Origin of the sequence: Oceanipulchritudo coccoides (genome assembly GCF_010500615.1) — a bacterium.
Taxonomy (GTDB): Bacteria; Verrucomicrobiota; Verrucomicrobiia; order Opitutales; family Oceanipulchritudinaceae; genus Oceanipulchritudo; species Oceanipulchritudo coccoides.
Map to the genome: position 1 here is coordinate 803856 of NZ_JAAGNX010000001.1, position 19444 is coordinate 823299.

The 19444-nt window shown below is 55.8% G+C and carries 13 protein-coding genes; 8 read left to right on the forward strand and 5 right to left on the reverse strand.

Annotation, left to right across the window (positions count from 1 at the left end; all coding sequences use genetic code 11):
• The first annotated feature begins 3 nt into the window (after positions 1-3).
• Genes G0Q06_RS03285 through G0Q06_RS03295 form a run of 3 tightly spaced genes read left to right on the forward strand, consistent with a single transcriptional unit; the run spans position 4 to position 2941 of the window.
• The gene (locus tag G0Q06_RS03285; protein ID WP_163962430.1) at positions 4-1017 is read left to right on the forward strand and encodes a UDP-glucose--hexose-1-phosphate uridylyltransferase; all 1014 of its coding nucleotides are present in this window, start codon (positions 4-6) and stop codon (positions 1015-1017) included.
• A gap of 25 nt (positions 1018-1042) precedes the next feature.
• Positions 1043-2020 (forward strand): UDP-glucose 4-epimerase GalE, encoded by a 978-nt coding sequence (gene galE / locus G0Q06_RS03290; protein WP_163962432.1) that lies wholly within the window; start codon positions 1043-1045, stop codon positions 2018-2020.
• 30 nt (positions 2021-2050) lie between these two features.
• Positions 2051-2941 (forward strand): alpha/beta fold hydrolase, encoded by an 891-nt coding sequence (locus G0Q06_RS03295; RefSeq protein ID WP_163962434.1) that lies wholly within the window; start codon positions 2051-2053, stop codon positions 2939-2941.
• A 101-nt stretch (positions 2942-3042) separates the two neighbouring features.
• Here G0Q06_RS03295 and G0Q06_RS03300 read toward each other — a convergent pair whose 3' ends face one another.
• Genes G0Q06_RS03300 through G0Q06_RS03310 form a run of 3 tightly spaced genes read right to left on the reverse strand, consistent with a single transcriptional unit; the run spans position 3043 to position 9743 of the window.
• Positions 3043-3390 (reverse strand): EF-hand domain-containing protein, encoded by a 348-nt coding sequence (locus tag G0Q06_RS03300; protein WP_163962436.1) that lies wholly within the window; start codon positions 3388-3390, stop codon positions 3043-3045.
• Between the two features lie 33 nt (positions 3391-3423).
• A complete protein-coding gene (locus G0Q06_RS03305; RefSeq protein WP_163962437.1) occupies positions 3424-6477 on the reverse strand; it encodes a dienelactone hydrolase family protein in 3054 nt (1017 codons plus the stop codon).
• Between the two features lie 23 nt (positions 6478-6500).
• A complete protein-coding gene (locus G0Q06_RS03310) occupies positions 6501-9743 on the reverse strand; it encodes a hypothetical protein (protein WP_163962439.1) in 3243 nt (1080 codons plus the stop codon).
• A 136-nt stretch (positions 9744-9879) separates the two neighbouring features.
• Between G0Q06_RS03310 and G0Q06_RS03315 the strand changes: the two genes are divergently transcribed.
• Together G0Q06_RS03315 and G0Q06_RS03320 are read left to right on the forward strand one after the other, a co-directional pair.
• The gene (locus G0Q06_RS03315; RefSeq protein WP_163962441.1) at positions 9880-10992 is read left to right on the forward strand and encodes an aldose epimerase family protein; all 1113 of its coding nucleotides are present in this window, start codon (positions 9880-9882) and stop codon (positions 10990-10992) included.
• Between the two features lie 69 nt (positions 10993-11061).
• Positions 11062-11754 carry a TonB family protein gene (locus tag G0Q06_RS03320; protein WP_163962443.1) on the forward strand — a complete coding sequence of 231 codons (693 nt, stop codon included), beginning with the start codon at positions 11062-11064 and terminating at the stop codon, positions 11752-11754.
• An 812-nt stretch (positions 11755-12566) separates the two neighbouring features.
• On the opposite strand, the gene G0Q06_RS03325 is transcribed toward G0Q06_RS03320, so the two are convergent.
• Positions 12567-14111 carry a glycoside hydrolase family protein gene (locus G0Q06_RS03325; protein WP_163962445.1) on the reverse strand — a complete coding sequence of 515 codons (1545 nt, stop codon included), beginning with the start codon at positions 14109-14111 and terminating at the stop codon, positions 12567-12569.
• A 290-nt stretch (positions 14112-14401) separates the two neighbouring features.
• On the opposite strand from G0Q06_RS03325, the gene G0Q06_RS03330 reads away from it, so the two are divergent.
• Positions 14402-14650, forward strand: a complete 249-nt coding sequence (locus G0Q06_RS03330; RefSeq protein WP_163962447.1) for an energy transducer TonB — start codon at positions 14402-14404, stop codon at positions 14648-14650.
• A 6-nt stretch (positions 14651-14656) separates the two neighbouring features.
• Here the strand turns inward: G0Q06_RS03330 and G0Q06_RS03335 are convergent, their stop codons facing one another.
• Positions 14657-16690, reverse strand: coding sequence for a sodium:solute symporter family transporter (locus G0Q06_RS03335; protein ID WP_163962449.1), 2034 nt, complete (start codon positions 16688-16690; stop codon positions 14657-14659).
• Positions 16691-16938: 248 nt separating this feature from the next.
• Between G0Q06_RS03335 and G0Q06_RS03340 the strand changes: the two genes are divergently transcribed.
• Both G0Q06_RS03340 and G0Q06_RS03345 read left to right on the forward strand, forming a co-directional pair.
• Positions 16939-17931: a LacI family DNA-binding transcriptional regulator gene (locus G0Q06_RS03340; protein ID WP_163962451.1), complete on the forward strand. Its 993-nt coding sequence runs from the start codon at positions 16939-16941 to the stop codon at positions 17929-17931.
• Between the two features lie 77 nt (positions 17932-18008).
• Positions 18009-19439 (forward strand): sulfatase-like hydrolase/transferase, encoded by a 1431-nt coding sequence (locus tag G0Q06_RS03345; protein WP_163962453.1) that lies wholly within the window; start codon positions 18009-18011, stop codon positions 19437-19439.
• Positions 19440-19444 lie beyond the last annotated feature (5 nt).

A 19444-nucleotide genomic window follows, 5' to 3' on the forward strand; every position in this document is an offset into this window, starting at 1 on the left:
GCCATGGACAAGGAACTTTTACCGCATCGTCGACGCAACCAGTTAACCGGGGAATGGGTACTCTGTTCACCGCACCGGGCAACCCGTCCGTGGCTGGGCCAACAGGAGGAAGTCCACAAGGAAGAGCGCCCCGAACACGATCCATCTTGCTACTTGTGCCCCGGCAATCGCAGGGCCAACGGGGTCGACAACCCCTCCTACGAGGGGACCTATGTGTTTGAGAACGATTTTCCGGCCCTTCTGAATGAAGATCCTTCGGACGATGCTTCCGAGCACCATCTCCTCCGCTGTGCCAATGTGCAGGGCACCTGCCGGGTTATTTGCTTTTCCCCACGGCATGATCTCACGCTTGCCAAGATGGAGCCTGCAGACATCTGCCGGGTTATTCAGACCTGGAAAGAGCAGACCGCCGAGCTTGGACAAAAATACAAGTGGGTTCAGGTTTTTGAGAACAAGGGTGCGATAATGGGCTGCTCCAATCCGCACCCGCACGGCCAGGTTTGGGCGATGGATGCCATTCCCACACTGCCCCTTCAGGAGGACGCCCGCCAGCGGGAGTATTTCGGGAATCATCACGACCGGTTGCTCTTGAATTATGTCGAGCTTGAGATCGAGCGCAAGGAGCGCATGATTTGTCAGAATGACGATTGGGCCGTTGTTGTGCCATACTGGGCGACATGGCCCTTTGAGACGCTCTTGCTTCCCCGTTTCAAGATCAGTCGGATGACCGAGTTAACGACAAACAAAGCGGAGTCTCTCGCTGTTGTCATGAAGGAATTACTACAGAGATATGACGGCCTGTTTTCATGTGACTTTCCCTATTCGATGGGTTGGCACGGTGCTCCGTTCAATGGGTCGGCTGGCGAACATTGGCAACTGCACGCACATTTTTATCCGCCACTTTTGAGGTCAGCCACCGTGAAGAAATTCATGGTTGGGTTTGAGATGATGGCTGAGCCGCAGCGTGATATCACACCGGAAACCGCGGCGGATCGCCTGCGGGAAGTTAAACTTTAACAACAACCAAATTGGAAACAGAACAATGAAAGTACTAGTAACAGGTGGGGCCGGATACATTGGAAGCGTCGCAACGGAGATTCTCCTGCGCGAGGGGTATGATGTCCTGGTCTTCGACAATCTCCAGCAGGGTCACAAGGAGGCGGTTTCCGAAGGGGCCTCGTTCATTGAGGGTGACCTTAGCCAGTATGAGCAGATTGAGGCGGCCATTGCCGGATTCAAGCCGGATGCCGTGATGCACTTTGCCGCCAATTCGCTTGTTGGCGAATCCATGCAGGAGCCATTTCTTTATCTGAATGACAATGTCGTCAATGCGCTCAACCTGCTGAAGGCAATGGAAGCGCATGGAGTGGGGAAAATCATCCTCTCCTCCACGGCCAACCTCTTTGCCGATCCCCTGAAGATGCCGATTGAGGAAGACGAGCGGATCATTCCGGGCAGTCCCTATGGTGAATCCAAGGGAATCATCGAACGGTTCCTTCATTGGCTTTCGATTACCAAGGGGCTCAAGTTTGCTTGCCTCCGCTATTTCAATGCGGCCGGCGCAACGGAGTTGCATGGCGAAGATCATGATCCCGAGTTGCACCTGATCCCGATCATTCTGCAGGTTGCTCTGGGGCAGCGTGAAAAGGTCTTCATGTTCGGAGACGATTACGATACGCCCGACGGCACCTGCATCCGCGACTACATTCATATCGAGGACCTGATTTCCGCCCATATTCTGGCGCTTGAATCCCTTGATGCCGGAAACCGCACCTACAACCTCGGTAATGGCAAGGGATTCTCGGTCAAGGAAGTCATCGAGGCCGCCCGGAAGATTACGGGTCATCCCATTCCGGCCGACATCGCGCCGCGCCGCGCCGGTGATCCGGCAACCCTCGTGGCCGGTTCGGATAAGATCAAATCCGAACTGGGTTGGAATCCCAAGTTCACCGACATCGAGTCGATCATCGAGACCGCTTGGAAGTGGCATTCCGCCCATCCCGATGGATATGGCGGGTAAAGTAAATGACAATCCCTCTTTGCACCAATCATGAAATCCATACTCCTTAAACTTGTTGCCGCTCTTTGGCTTATTCCTCCTGCTTTCCTTGTAGCCGGTCCGCCGGAACCGCCGTCCGGATGGACCGAAGGGTATGTCATGGCAAATGGGATACGTCTGCATTACTGGCGGACAGGAGGAGACAAGCCGGTAATGGTCATGGCCCACGGGTTTTCCGACGATGGCTTGTGCTGGACCCAACTGGCCGTGGAGCTGACGGATCAGTTTGACCTGATCCTTTTTGACGCGCGCGGGCACGGCTTGTCTGATGCGCCCAACCGGTCAGATCCAGCGGATGCCCAGGTCGAGGATCTTGCCGGTTTGATCAAGGCCCTTGAGCTCAAGAATCCAATTCTCATGGGACATTCAATGGGAAGCGCCTCCGTTGCCTGGTTTGCCGCACGCTACCCGGATGTCCCCAAGGCGATTATTCTCGAGGACCCGCGCCTCGTGGGAAGGTCTCCGCTTTCAAGTGGGGAAGTATCCGAGGAGGATCTCAAAAAGCGCGCCGCCACGATACTGGAACAGAACAACAAGACTTACGATGAGATTGTTGAACACGGCCTGAAACAAAATCCTTCCTGGGGTGAAGCGGAAATCCGCATTTGGGCGGCCTCCAAACAGCGTCATCATCCCAATCTCGTTTACCGTACTTTCTCCCAGGACCGTCCTTCAACCAGTGACCTCTTCAAAAAGATCACCTGCCCGACGCTGATCCTCAAGGCGGATGCAGGGGAGAAGCTCCGCCGTGAAAACGAGCAGGTCGCCGCACATCTGAAGAATGGCAAGCTTGTGCACATCGAAAGCGCTGGGCACAATGTCCGACGCGAACAGAAGGAACGCCTGCTGCAGGCGCTCATGCCTTTCCTTCACAGTCTTTGAGTCATCAGGGTGATTAACGAAAAACCCGTCACCAGTACTGGTGACGGGTTTGTTTTTAAACGATTCTATTTAAAGGAGAAAAGCTCTTGCAGGGCAACTTTCTAGTTGTCGCCTATCTTGTCTTTCTTGCTCATTTTCATTTTCTTGTCGGCCTTGTCCTTCATTCCCTTTTTATCCTTTTTGCCTTTTTTGGCGGTAGCGCCGCCAACTTCGTCCTCGGAAAGGACGCCGTCTCCATTTGCGTCGCGCTCCTTGAAGGTTGCCATTGATGCCTCGGTATCAAAGGCCTTCCCCTTTTTCTTCGCCTGTTTTTTGTCCCGGTTCATCCATTCGGATTCCGATACCTGCCCATCCGAATTCTTGTCCAAGGCATCAAAGAAACTCCATTCCTGGGCGTTAACGCTTGTCGAAAGCAGCGCGATGGCTGCGAGGGTCATTAGTTTTTTCATTTTGTGTTATCCTTTTTTGGTTTGTTGAAATGATCAGGGTTTTTTGATGATGCGAATTCTGAAGAAATCCGCGCCGGAAGCTGCCAGCACTTGAAATGTGACAGGGCTAACCACGTCGCTGTCCAGTGCGTCGATCGATTGCCACATGCCCTGCAAGTCCGGCGAGTAGTCGAGAATGTAGAGGCGCCCACCGGTTTCGATGGAAGGACTGATTTCAAACTGGCCTGCGCCGGTCCATGAAAGGAGCAAATTCAGGAAATCTGAGGGATCATCTCCCTGTGTTCCCGCGACATACTCGGAGTAGTTGCTTTGCCCGTCCCCGTCGAGGTCAAGGGCCCCGTCGGATTTCAGGTCCGGATTGAGTCCCCAGCTTTCCTCGATGGTATTGGGAATGCCATCCCCATCCATGTCGGATCCAGCGGCCTGGGTAAAGGCAATGTTGTCAATGTTGAATGCGCTGGTGGTATTGTCTGCATTCGCGATGACGATCTGGAAAGTCGCGCTCTCGGAATTTGCGAGGGTGTAGTCATCAAGCACCGTCAGGTCCGCATCCACGTCGGCATAGTCCCCGGTGTTGCCGAGGACATCCCCGGTGTTGCCGATGAATGAAAACACGGAAGGCGTTCCCGATAAATCAAGGTCACCGGATTGGTAGCTCACATCCATGTCCTTTGCGGCTGGCGCAAACGCCCGGCTGTAGTCAAAGCGAAGGGAATCGAGGACAATGTCGCCACCCGTGTTGTTGGTGATGGTAAGGGTAAGGGTGCTTTGTTCTGCGTTGGAGGTCTGGAGTTTGACGGCATTGGCCGTCAACGGGCTGTCCGGGAAAGGAAGGGTGCCAAATGAATCGTCAGTGGAGTTGGCATTCGTCTTGACCTCCTTGCCCCCGGCTATCGAGCCGGAAATCCCCGGCAAGACATAATCCGGTGTGGTGTCGGGGGTGGACGGGTTGGTGCCCTCATCCGGGGTATGCCATGCGAGGAGTATGGGGGAACTCGCGGACTCATAACCGGGTGTGGTGACAACCACGGAATCCGAGGCGGCCGTTATGTTGCCGAGGGAATCACGCATGGTCACGGTGTAGGCGTATGTCGTCTGGGGAAGCAGTCCTGTATCGGTATAGTCAATACTGGATTGCCATCCGCTGCTTGTCCCGCCGAAGTTACCCGTCGTCTCTGTGAAGAAGTATTCAACGGTGCCAACACTTGTCAGGCCTGTGACGGAAGACATGGTGACCTCATTCGGACTGCCAGGGTTCGGCACGGCGGAGAATTCCGCCGGATCGGGGCTTAAGGGTAGGGCGGCCAGGTCGAAGACTTGAATCCCTCCGATGGCTGCGTCTTCCCCAGCAATATTATCCAGTGTAAAAGTAACCGCATCATCGCTGTAAGGCCCGAAGACGACAAAGGTCGCTTCCGGATAATCAGCGGCCGGCGGCGACGTTTGGCTGGTCCGCTGCAAAGGATAGTTGAAGTAGTGAAAGACCGGTGAAGGGTCTGTTAACCTGACCAGCGAACTGTGCATCAGGTCAGGCGACTGGAAATAGAAGGTCGAGGCGCCGTCGGTGATCGTTGCCCCGGTGTTTCCGGGGGTCGCCTTGTTGATCACGTAGGACTTTCCGTTCCCGTCGGGGATGGGATCCCCGTTTGTATCAAGCGGGAATTCATAGGTGGGCTTTTCCCCGGTCAGGTAGACAATCGCGTAATACCCGTTTGGAAAATCCGTATTCAGGTTACTGAGAGTGACGCTTACCGGCCCGGATGTCGATGCCGTCCGGTTCAAACCGGCTTCCATGGGCGAATGCGGTCCAGCGTTAAAATTTCTTGAACCCTCTGGCTGGATCGTGCTGAGCTCAACCGAGCTGGTTGAGCCGTCGTCGAGTATCAAGGATCCCGCTGATGCCGTTCCAGTGGTGTTGTTCCAGTTTCCGGCAAGGGTGCCGAGTGATTCAACTCCGAATGATTCCGAGGAATCGATCAACTGTGCATTGACCGCGCTTTCATAGAAATTGAGGCTGAGGATTTTTTCGGAAGGGAGGCTGCGGTCGCGCCGCCTTTGCTGAACCATCCATTTGAGAAAGTCATCATCCCCGATCTTGGCGGGCTCCCCGGCAATGCCGTGCGTGAATCCCGGGAAAACCGTGAACTTCGCTTCCGATCCGGAGCGGGTCAGATACTCGCTCATTTCCTTGGCGGGCCGGATATTGACGGTCTGGTCCTGGTCCCCGTGGAAGATCCAGAAGGGGACATGGTTCTGGGTCATGGCGAGCGCCAGCGAGCGGTCGTAGCTTCCGGTGTTGCCGGCCATCACGCCGACAGCGCTGAAGGTGTTGCGTCCGCTTTCAAGCTCGCTGAGGGTCCAGCGCCAGACACCGGCGGCACCCATGCTGTAGCCCGATGCATAGACCCGGTCTTCGTCGACTTTGAATTCTGTCTTCAGGTAATTCAGAAGCAGATTCATCTCCGAGAGGTTCCATCCACCATTGGAGCGGGGCCTGACGGCAATCAATTGGAAGGGATTGCCGGGCTCAAACTCAGTTCCCTGATTTACCCGCAACTTCGAAACGTGCTCATTCTGGTTTCCCGCACCATGCAAATGGATGAGAAGCGGCAGCTCAGGAGATGCATCGAAGGTCTGCGGAAGATAGAGGAGGAATTTGTCCGCCACTTTGGATGTGTCGATATTCACACCGTCGGGCAGCTTGATGATCATCTGCTCGGCCCGTGGCAGGTCCGCCACCGAGTTGACCGGGATGATTGTCATGGTCTCGCTGTCGAGAGAACCGTCGTTGTTGGTCAGACGCACCCAGTAGTTGGTGGTCTCCGTCAAATTCGGGGTGGTGTATCCAATTTGGGTTGCCCCGGATATTGGCTGGGAGGTATCACCCTTGGTTCCCGCATACCATTGGTAAGTGTAATTCACATTGTTGGGAACATCGAGCGTCAGCTCGTCGCTCTGTCCCGTCCAGATGTAGACTGTCTCGGTCTGGTAAAGGATTGAGGGAAGGGCAGCCTGGGCGGCAACACCCGATACCAAGGCAAGAAGCATGGCCCAGATTCCCTGGGAGGTGAGGTGGCGAATTTTCATGGTTTTCGGGATTGGATGTAAACTTACTGCTTCAAAAGGACCGTTTCAGCCGAGCTGAAGTCGTATACCCAGCGGTTTCCAAAAATGTATGACCAGGACCCGCTTTCAAAATCGTAGATCCATGGAAATTCCATCCAGGCCCATCCGGAAGTATCCGTGTAATTGTAGTCATTTCCTGATGACAGCTCACGGGCCTGTAAATTTCCGAAAAAATAAAACCATGAACCGGCATCGGCATTGTAAGCCCAGTTGTCATCGTGCCAGATAAATCCGGTGGCGAAGACGGGTGGGGGAGGGGGTCTCTTGACGGTCAGGATCCGCACGGCTCCCGCCGGAATATTGATGGCAATTGCATCGGCACTGCTTTCCAATGTGCCGAGCGGGACCTCCTGTGAACCGAACTGGTCGAAGACTTCCCACTTTCCTTGAGTACTGCCGAGTTTCAATTGCACGGTGCGATTTGTCGGAGTGAGCAAGTTCGAATCCAGCAGCGCGACAAAGTAGGTGTCCGGGTCGTCCTTCTGTTGTGTGACCTGCCAGAAGCATTCGTTGTCCACGTAAAACAGTTGGTTGCCGCGCTGGGTCACCAGCTCATTCATAATGGAGTCCCTGGCCTCTTCCAGACTGGCAAATTCGCTCCATGTGTCGCCATTTGTTTGATACGCCCGGTTGCACCATGGCAGAGCCTCGAGCTCTGCCCGCGTGGCATAGGGAACGATCGGCGAAAATCCACTGGGCGAGGTGGGGAGAAGGTTATCCCAGCGCCTTTTTGCATTGAGGAGGATGGCGGTCCCGTCGACATCGGGAACATCCGTGTAGGCGTCCCAGCAAGCCAGCCGATTGATGACATAATTCCTGGCTGGGGGCGCATACTTGTAGTAATCGTGATTGATGCTCTGCTCACGGAGACGGATAAAATTCGGATCGTGAAGGGCTGCCGCGACCGGTGAGAGGCCCTTGAGCTGATCGCGTTCAGGCGAGTTGGGATATACACCGCTTTCCACCAGACGGAGGAAGTTCCAGATGCCCTGACGGTAAGGGTTACTCCACTTCAACGCGGGGTCGTTGGTGTCTCCAAGCAGATACATCGGGTTGTCCCGGTTGATGATTGAGGTGATCCTGAATGAATTGGCGCCCATCAGATACTGGGAAAACAAGTGCCGGAAGACGACATGGCCATTGCGCATGCCGCCAAACTCGACAACCCGGTTGGCGGCAAGGTTGTCCCCAATCGAATTGCAGCCCCAGTTCTCCACGTCACCATTGAGCCACAGTCCCACTCGCTCGGCGAAGCTCAGGTCGGGCACTGTGACGTTTGAGTTCTCGACCCCGAGGGTCAGGACATCCTTGTAGGCGGGGAACAGGGCGCTGGCCTTGTCCGGTGCAAGTGCGGAAAAAATGGCCCCCTTGCCACACAGCATGAAATAGGGCGGGGCCACTCCGAGTTGCGCGGAGCGGGCGAGCAGGGCGTCCATGTGGGGAATATATTCATCGATATAGGTGCTTTCCCGGAGCTCCTTTGAACGGGCCAGCATGTAGGTTTCTCCCTCGAAGATGGAAGCTTCGAAGCAGTCAGCGAGCGTTTCCGGGTCGATGAAAATCCGTGACCCGTGCCCGACGATAAACATGAAGTGCACCTTTCGCTCAGCGAGGGCCCGACTGAAGTCAGTGAGGGCTTGCCGGAGGTCGATCGCCCCGTTGTTGGTCATCCGGTCCACTAACCCGTCAATGTCCCCGATTGAGGAGACAAACTTGACCCGCTCCGGTTGGTATCCGGAAACTCCACCCAGTTCGTCGCGCCATTCCTGGACGGCGTTGCGGATCGAGTTGGCCCGCGAGCGGATATTCGATTCTGTCATACGCCATCCCATGGAGCCGTTCATGGTACCGATGTAATAAATCGGTTTTCCCGCGACTGCCTCTGTGCCGGAAAAATTCTGAATATCCGCGTGGAGTTCATCCAGCGCATCGCGGACTTCCCTTAAGACGCCCCGGCCATCGATCGTCTTGGCGTCCGTTGTCCACTGGCCCGTTGACAGGTCGACAAGATAGAAGTGATCATCCCCGTTTGGCGGCCCTGCAAGAATCATCTTGTCGAGCCCGCCGTTGCGGTCCTCGAGGCGTGCCCCGTCGGTGAAGTGATAGAGGGTGTGTGCGTATCCGTGATCGGTCGGACGGAAGACCCGGAACCTGTTCAGGTCGACGCTGTTTCGCGTGTCATAATTTACCAGATACAAATCATCCCCGTAAATGGTCAGCATTTCCGGCCCGGGATAATTGTTCCAATCCCTGAAATCGCCGGGAACACCCTGTTGCAGGAGGTATTTGCCCGTATTGGTGGTCTCGGAAACATTTTCGTAGTGGAGTTCCAGATCCAAGGCTTCCCCGGCAGGGAGCATTGTCGAAAGGAGCCGGGTTCGCGCACCATCTTCCGGATGAAGAACGCCCCAGTGGGCGACGAGCTCGTCGTCCCCGTCGCCGTCCATGTCGTAGGCCCATGGCAACTGCTTGTCGGTCCAGCCAAATGCCTCCTGGATGTTGTTGTAATTCAGCCCGTTTGAGCCCCAGTAGGCCGGTCGTTCCATCGTGTCCAAATCCGTGATCTCAAAGTAGTTTCCCCCGCTGAAATTCAACTCGTCGTAAAAGGAAATGACCTCGTCCCCGCCGATTCCGTCGTAGTTGCCCACCACTACACGCCGTATCACGCCCGGAACACTGCTCCTTGTCGAAGGGGGGAAGATCGTTCCCACCGTTGTTCCGTCTTCGGCAAGTATATAGATCCGGCCATTCACTCCACCTGTGACGATCCGGATTTCCCCGGCACTGTTCTTGCCCGTGTCCGCCGAATACAGCGCTCCCGGGAATCCGGTCCCCGTTTGTGGCGTCCAGTCGCCCAGCAGCACGCCGTCCCTGGACAGGATCCGCAGGTGGCCGTCTGTTCCGGGTAAAAGCACCTCTTCCCCGGGGTTGGCACTGTTGGCCTCCCCGGTCGCTAGCATGATGCCAAAACTCGTCGGCGGAGTATATTGCCACAGCTGGTTGTTCTCCTCCGGATCCGAGATGGCCGGTCGGTCAAAGGCGATCACCTTCCCGTTCACCGTCATACCCACCACATAATCCTTCGCCCCCACTGCATCAAAGTCCGCCGTCCGCACATGGATCAGGTTTTCCCCCTGTGTGGTGTAGGGCTGGAAGGTGCTCTGCCCACTCAGGACGCCTGCAGCAGTTGTTGAGAGTAATAAAATCAGGCTTTGGGCTAGCTTCATATATCAAGAATTAGGGTGGTGGGGTGGTTCTCCAGGAAGAGAGGGGGTGGACGGGAGAATCTTGATTTGCCCAAGTTGGAAGACAAGAATAAATGTAAGTGTTGCGTAAATATATAATCTTTTACATAAGGGCTGTATGGTGAAGGAGCGAAGGTGGATAAATGGATGGAGATGGGCGATTGGGCTGGTGCTGCTGCCTTCCCTGGGACAGGGGGCGGAGGTAAAGGTCGAGGATTTCAGTGGGATTCAAGCGTTCAAGATAAGGAATCTGGTGGGGACCGAGGTGAGTCTGACGAATTATGGGGCGCGGATTGTTTCTGTGGTTGTGGCGGACCGGGTCGGTGAGAAGGCGGACGTGGTTTTGGGCTATGACTCGGTGGAGGGCTACATCAACGGGATCAAGCGACCATATCTGGGCTGCATGGTGGGCCGGACGGCGGGCCGGATCAGCGGGGGGCGATTCATGCTGGACGGGGAAGAAATCCAGCTGTCGGTGAATCGCGCACCGAACCACCTTCACGGCGGGGAGAAGGGCTTTGACAAAGTGGTGTGGGAGTCGGAAGTCGTGGAGAACGGGGTCAAGTTCAGTTATCTTTCACCTGACGGGGAGGAAGGGTATCCGGGGAACCTGTTTGTGGAAGTGGTTTACACGCTTGGAGAGGACAATGCGCTCCGGATCGCCTGCACGGGGAGGACAGACAAGGCAACGCCGTTAAGTCTGACCAATCATGCGTACTTCAACCTGGCTGGGGAGGGAAGTGGGACGGTGTTGGATCATATGCTGGCGATGCCCGGGGAGAGCTACATGCCGAGGGACGGAACGGGTATTCCGCTGGGAGGCTGGGAGAAAGTGGGGGACAGCCCGTTTGACTTCCGCGCACCGAAGCGGATCGGGCGGGACATTGTTTTGGACCACGAACAATTGATTCTGGCACGTGGATATGACCACAGTTGGGAAATTCCGGACACTGGGCTTGAGCTGGAGCTGGCGGCCACCCTGCATGAACCGGAGAGCGGGCGCTTTCTTGAGGTGTATACGGATGAGCCAACCTTGCATGTGTACACGGCCAATTATCTTGATGGACAGCTGAAAGGGAAATCCGGGAGGCCTTACGGGGCCCGCGAGGCAATTTGTCTGGAGACACAGCACCTGCCGGACAGTCCGAATCATCCAGATTGGCCCGACACGATCCTTCGGCCGGGTGAAAGCTACTCGAGCACGACGGTGTATAAATTCGGAGCGAAGTAGCCGGGCAGGCGGACTTTTGAAATCCCACGGATACAATTCATTATGCAGACAACCACAATGACACAAAAAATGGCAAGACGAGCACTCGGTACCCTTCTATTGATGACAATCGCAGGCCTCTCCATCGAGGGCGCCTCAACCAGCGTCAAGCTGCTGCAGGGAGGCTCTCCCGGATACCCGGTGGAGCTCAAGGAGCAGGGCGAAGAGGGCGTTGCGAGGATCAGGGTCGTCATTGGCGACGTGGGCAATGTCATGGACGCGAGTATCCAATCCGCGAGCCATCCCGCCTTCGGGGAGGCTGCTCTTGACGAAGTGAAAAATTGGCATTTTGCCCCGGCGACGGAGGACGGCGTACCGGTAAGCCAGACGGTGACCATCCCGATCGAGTTCAAGTTGCCCTTTGAGGACAAGCTGAACGCTGCCATGAAACGGAAGGTATTCGTCAATCTCGACGAATTGACGGACACGGTGTACAGCGCAAAGAAGGATCTCGGCCAGCGGATCAAGCCGAAGGGAAAAAACAGCAAGACCGGTGCGTATCCCAAAAAACTGAAGGGCAGCGGCCTGAGCGACAAGGTCCGTGTCGAGTATGTGATTACACCCGAGGGCCGGGCGGTGAATCCGAAAGTCGTGCAGATCGAGCACCAGGAATTCATGATCCCGGCGATTATTCAGGCGGCCAAATTCCGCTTCAATCCACCGACCTTGAAGGGCAAGCCCGTCTACGCGGAGGAATTTTACGTCATCGAGTTTTCCGAGTAAACCCGATCAACCGGCAATGCCGATCGGCCAGTTGACGAATGTCGCCGACCTCAGCCTTAAACCGTTCGAGTAGGAAAAGAACGAGATTGAGAAGACACTGGATGTGATGGATCCGCTCAAGCGTTACCGGGCTATTCCCTTACCCCGGACCGTGACTGGGTTCCTCCCGAGTGGCTTGCGGATCGCCAATTTGGATTCATGAAGTCCTTTGAAGAGGAGGACTATCGCCTCGTTCAGCTTGATCTGGCTGCTCGCCCGGATAACCCCCATGCTTAGGCACGAACAAATGAAGCTCCTGGAAGATTTGGCATCTTTTCGTCTAAATTCAGGTAAAGGACCTGCTGCTCCATCTAAAGCGGGTCCAGCGAAATGATGGGCATGGGAAATGCCAAGTCTATCCCCAGCACCGTGATCCCGGTTGGTGATCCGCAAGCTATTGAACATCATGCGGAACTCGCCAGAACTGGACCGGCTGTGGGGACATGCATAACGTCTATCAAAGGAAAGCTGCCTGATACCCGGGGGGGTATTTGAGGAATCTTTTATTGTAGAACACTAACGTGGGGTCCCTCTACAGGCCTGTCGGTTTGAGAGATATCTGGATTTCTCCATTTCCCACACAGGCGCAGGCTTTCTTTGGGGTGATATTTGCTCGAATATTTTGCCATCGAAACCATCGATCTTGGAATTTACCATTAAGAGAGTCGCCTCAAACGGTGTCATTCCCGATCACATTGCCTTGCGCCGCTACGAGGACGGGGAGCAAAAGCGAGGCGAAGACCCAGACCAGCCTCATCGAAGGTTGCTGGGCACTATTGATCTGAGACCTCCAATCGAATAAAGACGGGGGCTCCGGTGGGCACCGAAATTTCGGCCGTGACTCGCTCAAAGATCTCGTCGAGGGTTTCCGTCCCGATTTCGAGCTCGGGCGCATCGACCCAAGAATCACTGAGGAGGGTGGAAGAAGTCTGCGGCATATAGGACACTCCGGGGTTGGCCGCGCTTCGCCGCCGGTAGCGGAACTCAATCCCATTCTCAGTCGCCACCAAAGTCGGCAGGATATCGGGTTCGCTGGCGACGAGCGGATTCCCGCCGAGGGCAAACTCCATGAGGTTCAGGAGGCCGTCGCCATCTTCGTCCCCTTCCTTGTCGCCGACGCTATCGGGCCCATTCTCGACATTGTTCAGATTGGCCCAAGCGCGGAAGGGTTTGATTTCGCCATCAATCTCCCACGACCATGGCGTCTGCAGGCTCCGGTCGGTTGTATTTTCACCCTCCCAGCGCACGGTCGGGTGGCCGTTTTCGTCCCAGTCAATCGGGCACATGATGACGCGCCCCTTCTCGACCGGATGAGAGGTGACCTCCTGAAGCGGGTAGCGGTCGCCGCCATAGACCCACTGCTCCCCAATCTTCATGATCCAGCGATGCTGCGAGGCATGCGAGCGCATGATCCGGTTGGCTTCCGAGCCAAGTGGACGGAAAGGATTCATCCCGATTTGGATCTCTGCGGGCGCATCGTTCGGGTCGGGAGTATAGGTCGGATACCAGGGGCCTTCCAAAGCTGGAGCGGTTCGGTAATAGCAATCAGACCCCATCCAACCGCCGACCCCGTCGAAAGACATATAGTAAATGTTGTTTCTCTTGAACAACCAGAACGCCTCGCGCTGTTTCTCCACCTGATCGGAAACGATCGGAGGGAGGATGTTGTTGCTGGCGTCGCGCTTCAAGCCCGTGAATTGCTCGTTCAATTCAAAGATATCGACAAAGCGGGTTGAACCTCCAGTCGGGTCGTCGAGTTCCGCACATTTCATCGAGACAATGATAAAGGCCCGGTTGCCTTCACGATAAGCGGACATGCCGCCCGACTCATAGTGCGTGAAGGTATCATTGGCAACATACCCCGGGTGTCGCGGCGTCAAATTCACCTTGGGGGTGATTTGAGTATAGGTGCCCTCGACATCGTTGGTATCGCTTTCATAGAACCAGATACCCTTCCCGATTAAGACGTACCGGTCGGTATTCGGGTTATAAAGAAGAGTCACATTTTTCGTTCCCTCGGACGACTTGGCCAAGCGCCTTACCCACGTCCAGTCATCACTGCCAAAGGTCTTGGATTTATACAGATGGATGGAATCATTAGTGGGATTGCTGCCGACCCAATAGTAGGTGTCGCCCACAATCGTAATGTGCTGGCCCATACTGGCATTGATCTCAATCCCGCGGTCATCATACCACTGAACGTCGTTCGTGATCGTCGCGGCTTCCACGACCGAAACAACCGAAAGGAACGCCATTGTGGCAAGGGAAAGATCGCGCCAGCTCTGGCGGAAGACTTGTTTGTAAAACAACATTTTCATGTTTGAACTCAAGGGTCAGGGTTATAGGGTGGATTCTCCCTTAAGAGAGGGGTTTGAGGCAGGAATCTTGAATTGCCGGGAAGTGAGGACAAGCCAAAATGTAATTGTTGCGTAATAAATGTATCTTTTGCATGAAGAGAGTATGATGAAAAGGGAAGCTGGAAAAACGGATGGAAATGGGCCTTGGGGCTGTTGATGATGCCACCATTCGGGCATGGGGCGGAGGTAAAAATTATGGCATTCAGTGGGATTAATGGGTATTATTTAAGGAGCTGTGAGGGGACGGAGGTGTGTGCGACGAACTACGGGGCGCGTATCCCAAAAACCTGAAGGGCCGCGGCCTGAGCGACAGGGTCCGTGTCGAGTATGCGATTACACCCGAGGGACGGGCAGTTAATCCGAAGGTCGTGCAGATCGAGCACCAGGAATTCATGGTCCCGGCGATCATTCATGCGGCCAAGTTCCGGTTCAATCCACCGACCTTGAAGGGCAAGCCCGTCTACGCGGAGGAATTTTACGTCATCGAGTTTTCCGAGTAGGCTCAATCAACCGGCAATGCCGATCGGGCTGAAGACCACGTAGAGCATCAAGGTCAGGATAACGACTCCGATGCCGGCGATCCGGGCCCCTTTGGAGGCTTCCAGGGCAACGGCGTTGTTGGCCTTGAAATCAATCGGCTTATCCAGCGGCTTGATGAGGGTGATGATTCCCATGACCAGAATGCATAGGAAAAAGCAGATTGCCATGCGGTTGAGGAAGTTGATGTCTGGCGCGGCAAATTTCAGGGCCGGGTAGGCGATGATGTTGGTTAGGAGGCCGACTACACCGCATATGCGGGGTCCCCGGTGAAACAGCAATCCGAAGGCGAAGACCGCGAGGATGCCCGGGGAGATGAGGCCCTGGCCTTCCTGGATGACCGTGAAGATGCTGTTGCTGATCTTGGGATTTCCCAGCATCGGGGCAAGGACGACGGCAATGACCGCGAAGACCGCCACGCTGGACCGGCCGAGCACGACAATCGTTCTCTGGGAGGCGTTCTTGTTGATGTGCTGCTTGAAGATATCCATCGAGAAAATGGTCGAGGCCGCATTCAGCATGGCGGCAAGTGAACTGACAACCGCTCCAAGAAGAGCCGCGAGGACAAAGCCGAGGAGGCCGGTTCCCTGAGGGAGGACATTGGAGAGCAGCTGTCCGAGGGCCGTGTCGTATTTGTATCCAAGTAGTTTTTCCGTGGATACAGAGGCATTGGATGCCCTGACTGTCTCGTTGTAGACGGCAAGCTCAGCCGCCAGGGCTGGATTGGCGCTGGCAAAAGCGTAGTCGTCGCTCTCAAAGACGACCGCTGCGGAGACGCTGGCCTGAGCCGCATTGAATTGATCCTGGCTGAGCGGGAACACGTGCCCGTTGAGCATTTTTGCACTGTTGACGCTGTCGAGATCCGGGTAGACGGCCAGGACATAGCGGCTGTCAGGGATCGAAGCCAATTGCTCCACCGAGGGGGCCATTTCCACGCTGACGACTGCGCTGGCCGGGTTGGCGGCAAGATACTTTGCAAGGACCGGGCCGTTATCCTTGCCAGCGGCAATGTGCATGTTGCCGGCAAACAGATTGAAGGCCATGATGCCGGGAACAACGATGACAAACGGGATCAGGAGCTTCATGAAGGCCGAGAAGACAATGCCCTTCTGTCCTTCAGCGAGCGAGGCCGAGCCGAGTGTCCGTTGTGTGATGTACTGGTTTAGTCCCCAGTAATAGAAATTGGGAATCCAGAGGCCGAGCAGCAGGGCCGTCCATGGCAAGGTGCTGTCGGTCGCCGGCAGGAACATGTTCAGGCGAGTACTGTTCAGCTCCATGAAGCGGGCAAAGGCGCCCGTTTCCGGACTAAAAGTACGGATGACCACCTCGCCGGTCTTCACATCGGCAATGCCTGCCAGCGATTCGGCGCTGCCCAGCATCCCAAAGGAAAAATACATGATGATACCGCCTCCGATGATGAGCGCGCTGCCCTGGATAAGGTCGGCCCACGCACAGGCCTTGAGCCCACCGGCGATGACGTAGATCATCGCAATCAAACCAATCACAAGCGCGCCCAGCTGAAGCGAAATATCGACGCCGCGCTCAGCCGCGATTGTCCGGATGGTGAGGGCACCCGAGTATGTGACCGCTCCCAGAAGTAGTAAATAAATGAATACCGTTCCCGCGGCCATGATGATGCGGGCCCCCGAATTGTAGCGGTATTCCAGGAATTCCGGCATTGTGTAAATGCCCGCCTTCAGGAAATAGGGGAGGAAGGCAAAAGCCACCACGACCAGCGTGATTGCCGCCATCCACTCGTAACTCGCAATCGCGATGCCAATGTGGCTCGCCGCGTTGCCCGACATCCCCACGAATTGTTCGGTGGAGATGTTGGCGGCGATCAGCGAAAAGCCGATCAGCCACCACTTCAGTCCGCGGCCAGCCAGGAAATAGTCACTGGCAGCGTGTTCGCCTTTCAGGTCCTCGCCGCGGCTTTTATATAGCCCGATGGAGACAACAGCCGCGACAAACGCGAAGAATACAATCAGGTCAAGGATGCTCATGATGGGGTTTTGTATGGTTGTATTGGGGAGTTCTCGTTCAGAATTGGGCGGCAGCAAGAGCCTGTGCCGGCTTTCGTTCGTTTCCTTAAGTGAAGTTCTGTTGTAATACAAACGAAAAAGTTACGAACGGAGGTAGCCGGCAGGCTGTGCAAATTCATGCCATCCTTCTCGAAACCTTGCGATTCCCGATCGCAAGTGTTGCATATATATTGACCAAGTTGAATTCACTGTCTTATTTAGGGACTCACATGTGCGCGGATAATCCTCAAAAAACGCGGTCCTCGAAGAAGAGCCGCCCCACCATTTACGACCTTGCCGAAATGGCGGGGGTGTCGACAGGGACGGTCAGCCGGGCCTTGAACAACCGTCCGATGGTCAGCGCTGAAACACGGGAGCGAATCCTCGACATGGCTCACCGCATCGGGCTCAAGCCTCAGGCGGCAGTCCGGATTCACCAGATTGCAATCATCAGCGAACCGACTTACCGGGATCATGTGGTGGGCTACGCTGCCGCCATGACGGCCAACATTTCCCTCGCCCTGGCCAAAAAGGGGGTTGGCATCATCGTCCCGTCCGATCCCCGGACCCTTCTTTCGGGATCCTTCTTTGATGGCATCATCGCCGTTACCTGGGGGCCCGAGCTCAAGGACTTCCTCAAAGAAATGGAATCCCGCGTGCCTGTGGTCTACCTCGATAACTTTGCCGCCGATTCCAGGCAGTATGTTGTTTCCTCCGATCACTACGCCTCCGGATTTCAGGCCGCCAAGCTTTTCCTTGAGAGAGGTCGCAAACGCCTCGCCATCGCCACCCACAAGGCCGATCCCATGCAGGAACGCCTGCGTGGCTTCCGGGACGGCATCAATCAATTTGGAGGAACCGCCGACGAGCGGCTCCTCGCCCTTGCTCCTGCTGGCGAGAGTCTGTATTCGATCGTCAGCCGCCTCGTCCGGCAGAAAGCCGACGCCGTCTTTGTCCCTGGTGTCAGCATGGAAGTGATTGAAGCCCTCCATGTTATCAAGAATGTCATGCGCCTCAGAATACCAGAGGACCTCGCTGTCATCGGCGGGGAAAATGAGAAAATTTCCAAGTTCCTGACCCCGCCCCTGACCGCCATCGACGAGCCCATCAAAAAGATGGCGGAGGCGGCGACCGATATGGTCCTGGCCCTCTCTGAAGGACAAAAAGTGCCGACCCGTCAGGTCCTCTTCCCGGTCGAGCTCATTGAGCGCGAATCTGTCTAACTGGAGGAAAGGGATTCTTTTCCATGAAATTGCGGAATTGTTTGCCATCCATTAATAAACAGTTACGGCCTGAGTGTATGAGTAACCTTTCCAGACAACGAGCAGGGGTTGTGCTGACCGGGATCGTGATGGCGGTTTGTCTGGTGGCAAGTGCATCGGCTAAGGCGCCAAACATCGTGTTATTGCTGGCGGACGACCTTGGGTATGGGGAGCTGGGGAGTTACGGGCAGGAAGCGATCGAGACGCCTGTGCTGGACGGATTGGCAGCGACTGGCATGCGGTTCACAAATTTCTATGCGGGAGCGGCGGTCTGCGCACCCTCACGGTCGGTCCTGATGACGGGCAAGCACGGTGGACATGCGACGGTGCGGGGCAACTCGGGGTATTATGGTGGAGGCAAGTGGAGCCGGGTTCCCTTGAGGAAGGACGAAGAGACGTTGGCAGAGATGCTGAAGCGGAGTGGTTACGAGACGGCCTTCATCGGGAAGTGGCATCTGGATGATCCGGATGATCCGACGACCTGGGCCTTTGCGCGCGGTTTTGACTTTGCGGTCCAGCCAAACTGGCCCTCGCGCTTTGAGGGGTATTCCTACGATGAGGATATCCATTATTTCGGGAACAAGGAGCGCTCTGTCACGTATGACTGGCGGGAGAACGACTGCATAGATTCCTTCCGGACGGACCTGATTCTGGAATATCTTGACGGTCGCACGCGGGAGAAGCCGCTCTTTTTGTTCATGTCTTACCGGACGCCGCACACGCGGGAGAACGTGATCCGGGACAGGGAGATGTATGCTGACTGTGGCTGGAAGGAAGTGGACCGGCGTCATGCGGCGCGGATCACGATGCTCGACCAGCAGGTTGGGCGGCTTCTGGCCAAGCTGGAAGAGCAGGGTGAGCTGGACAATACCCTGATCCTGTTTGTGAGTGACAACGGCCCGCACTCCGAAGGCGGTCACGATTACCGCTTTTTCGACAGTTCGGGCGGATTGCGCGGATACAAGCGCGACCTGTATGAGGGAGGGATTCGCGTCCCCGCAATTGCGGTTTGGAAGGACCACATCAAGGAAGGCTCCTTATCGACGCACCTGGCGGCCTTCTGCGACATCATGGCGACCTTTTCGGAAGTTTCCGGTGGGAGCCCGGTCATCGGGGATGGCATATCCTTTATGCCGGAGATGCTGGGCCAGCCCCAGAAAAGCCATGAATATCTTTACTGGGAGCTCCAGTTGGACGGCTGGAATCGCCGGCTTAGCGACGGGGGCTTCAGACAAGCCGTGAGAAAAGGGGACTGGAAAGCGGTCCGCTATGGTGCAGGTTCCGCCATTGAGCTTTACGATCTCGGGTCGGATCCATTTGAAACCACGGATGTGGCCTCGGCGCATCCGCTGGTTGTGACGGAGATGGCGGCGATCCTGAACGAGGCTCGCACGCCAAGCCCGCTTTATCCGTTTGCCGGGTTGCCTCAATCGCAGGCGAGCCGCGACACCTTCAACCTTGTCAGGTAGCGTTT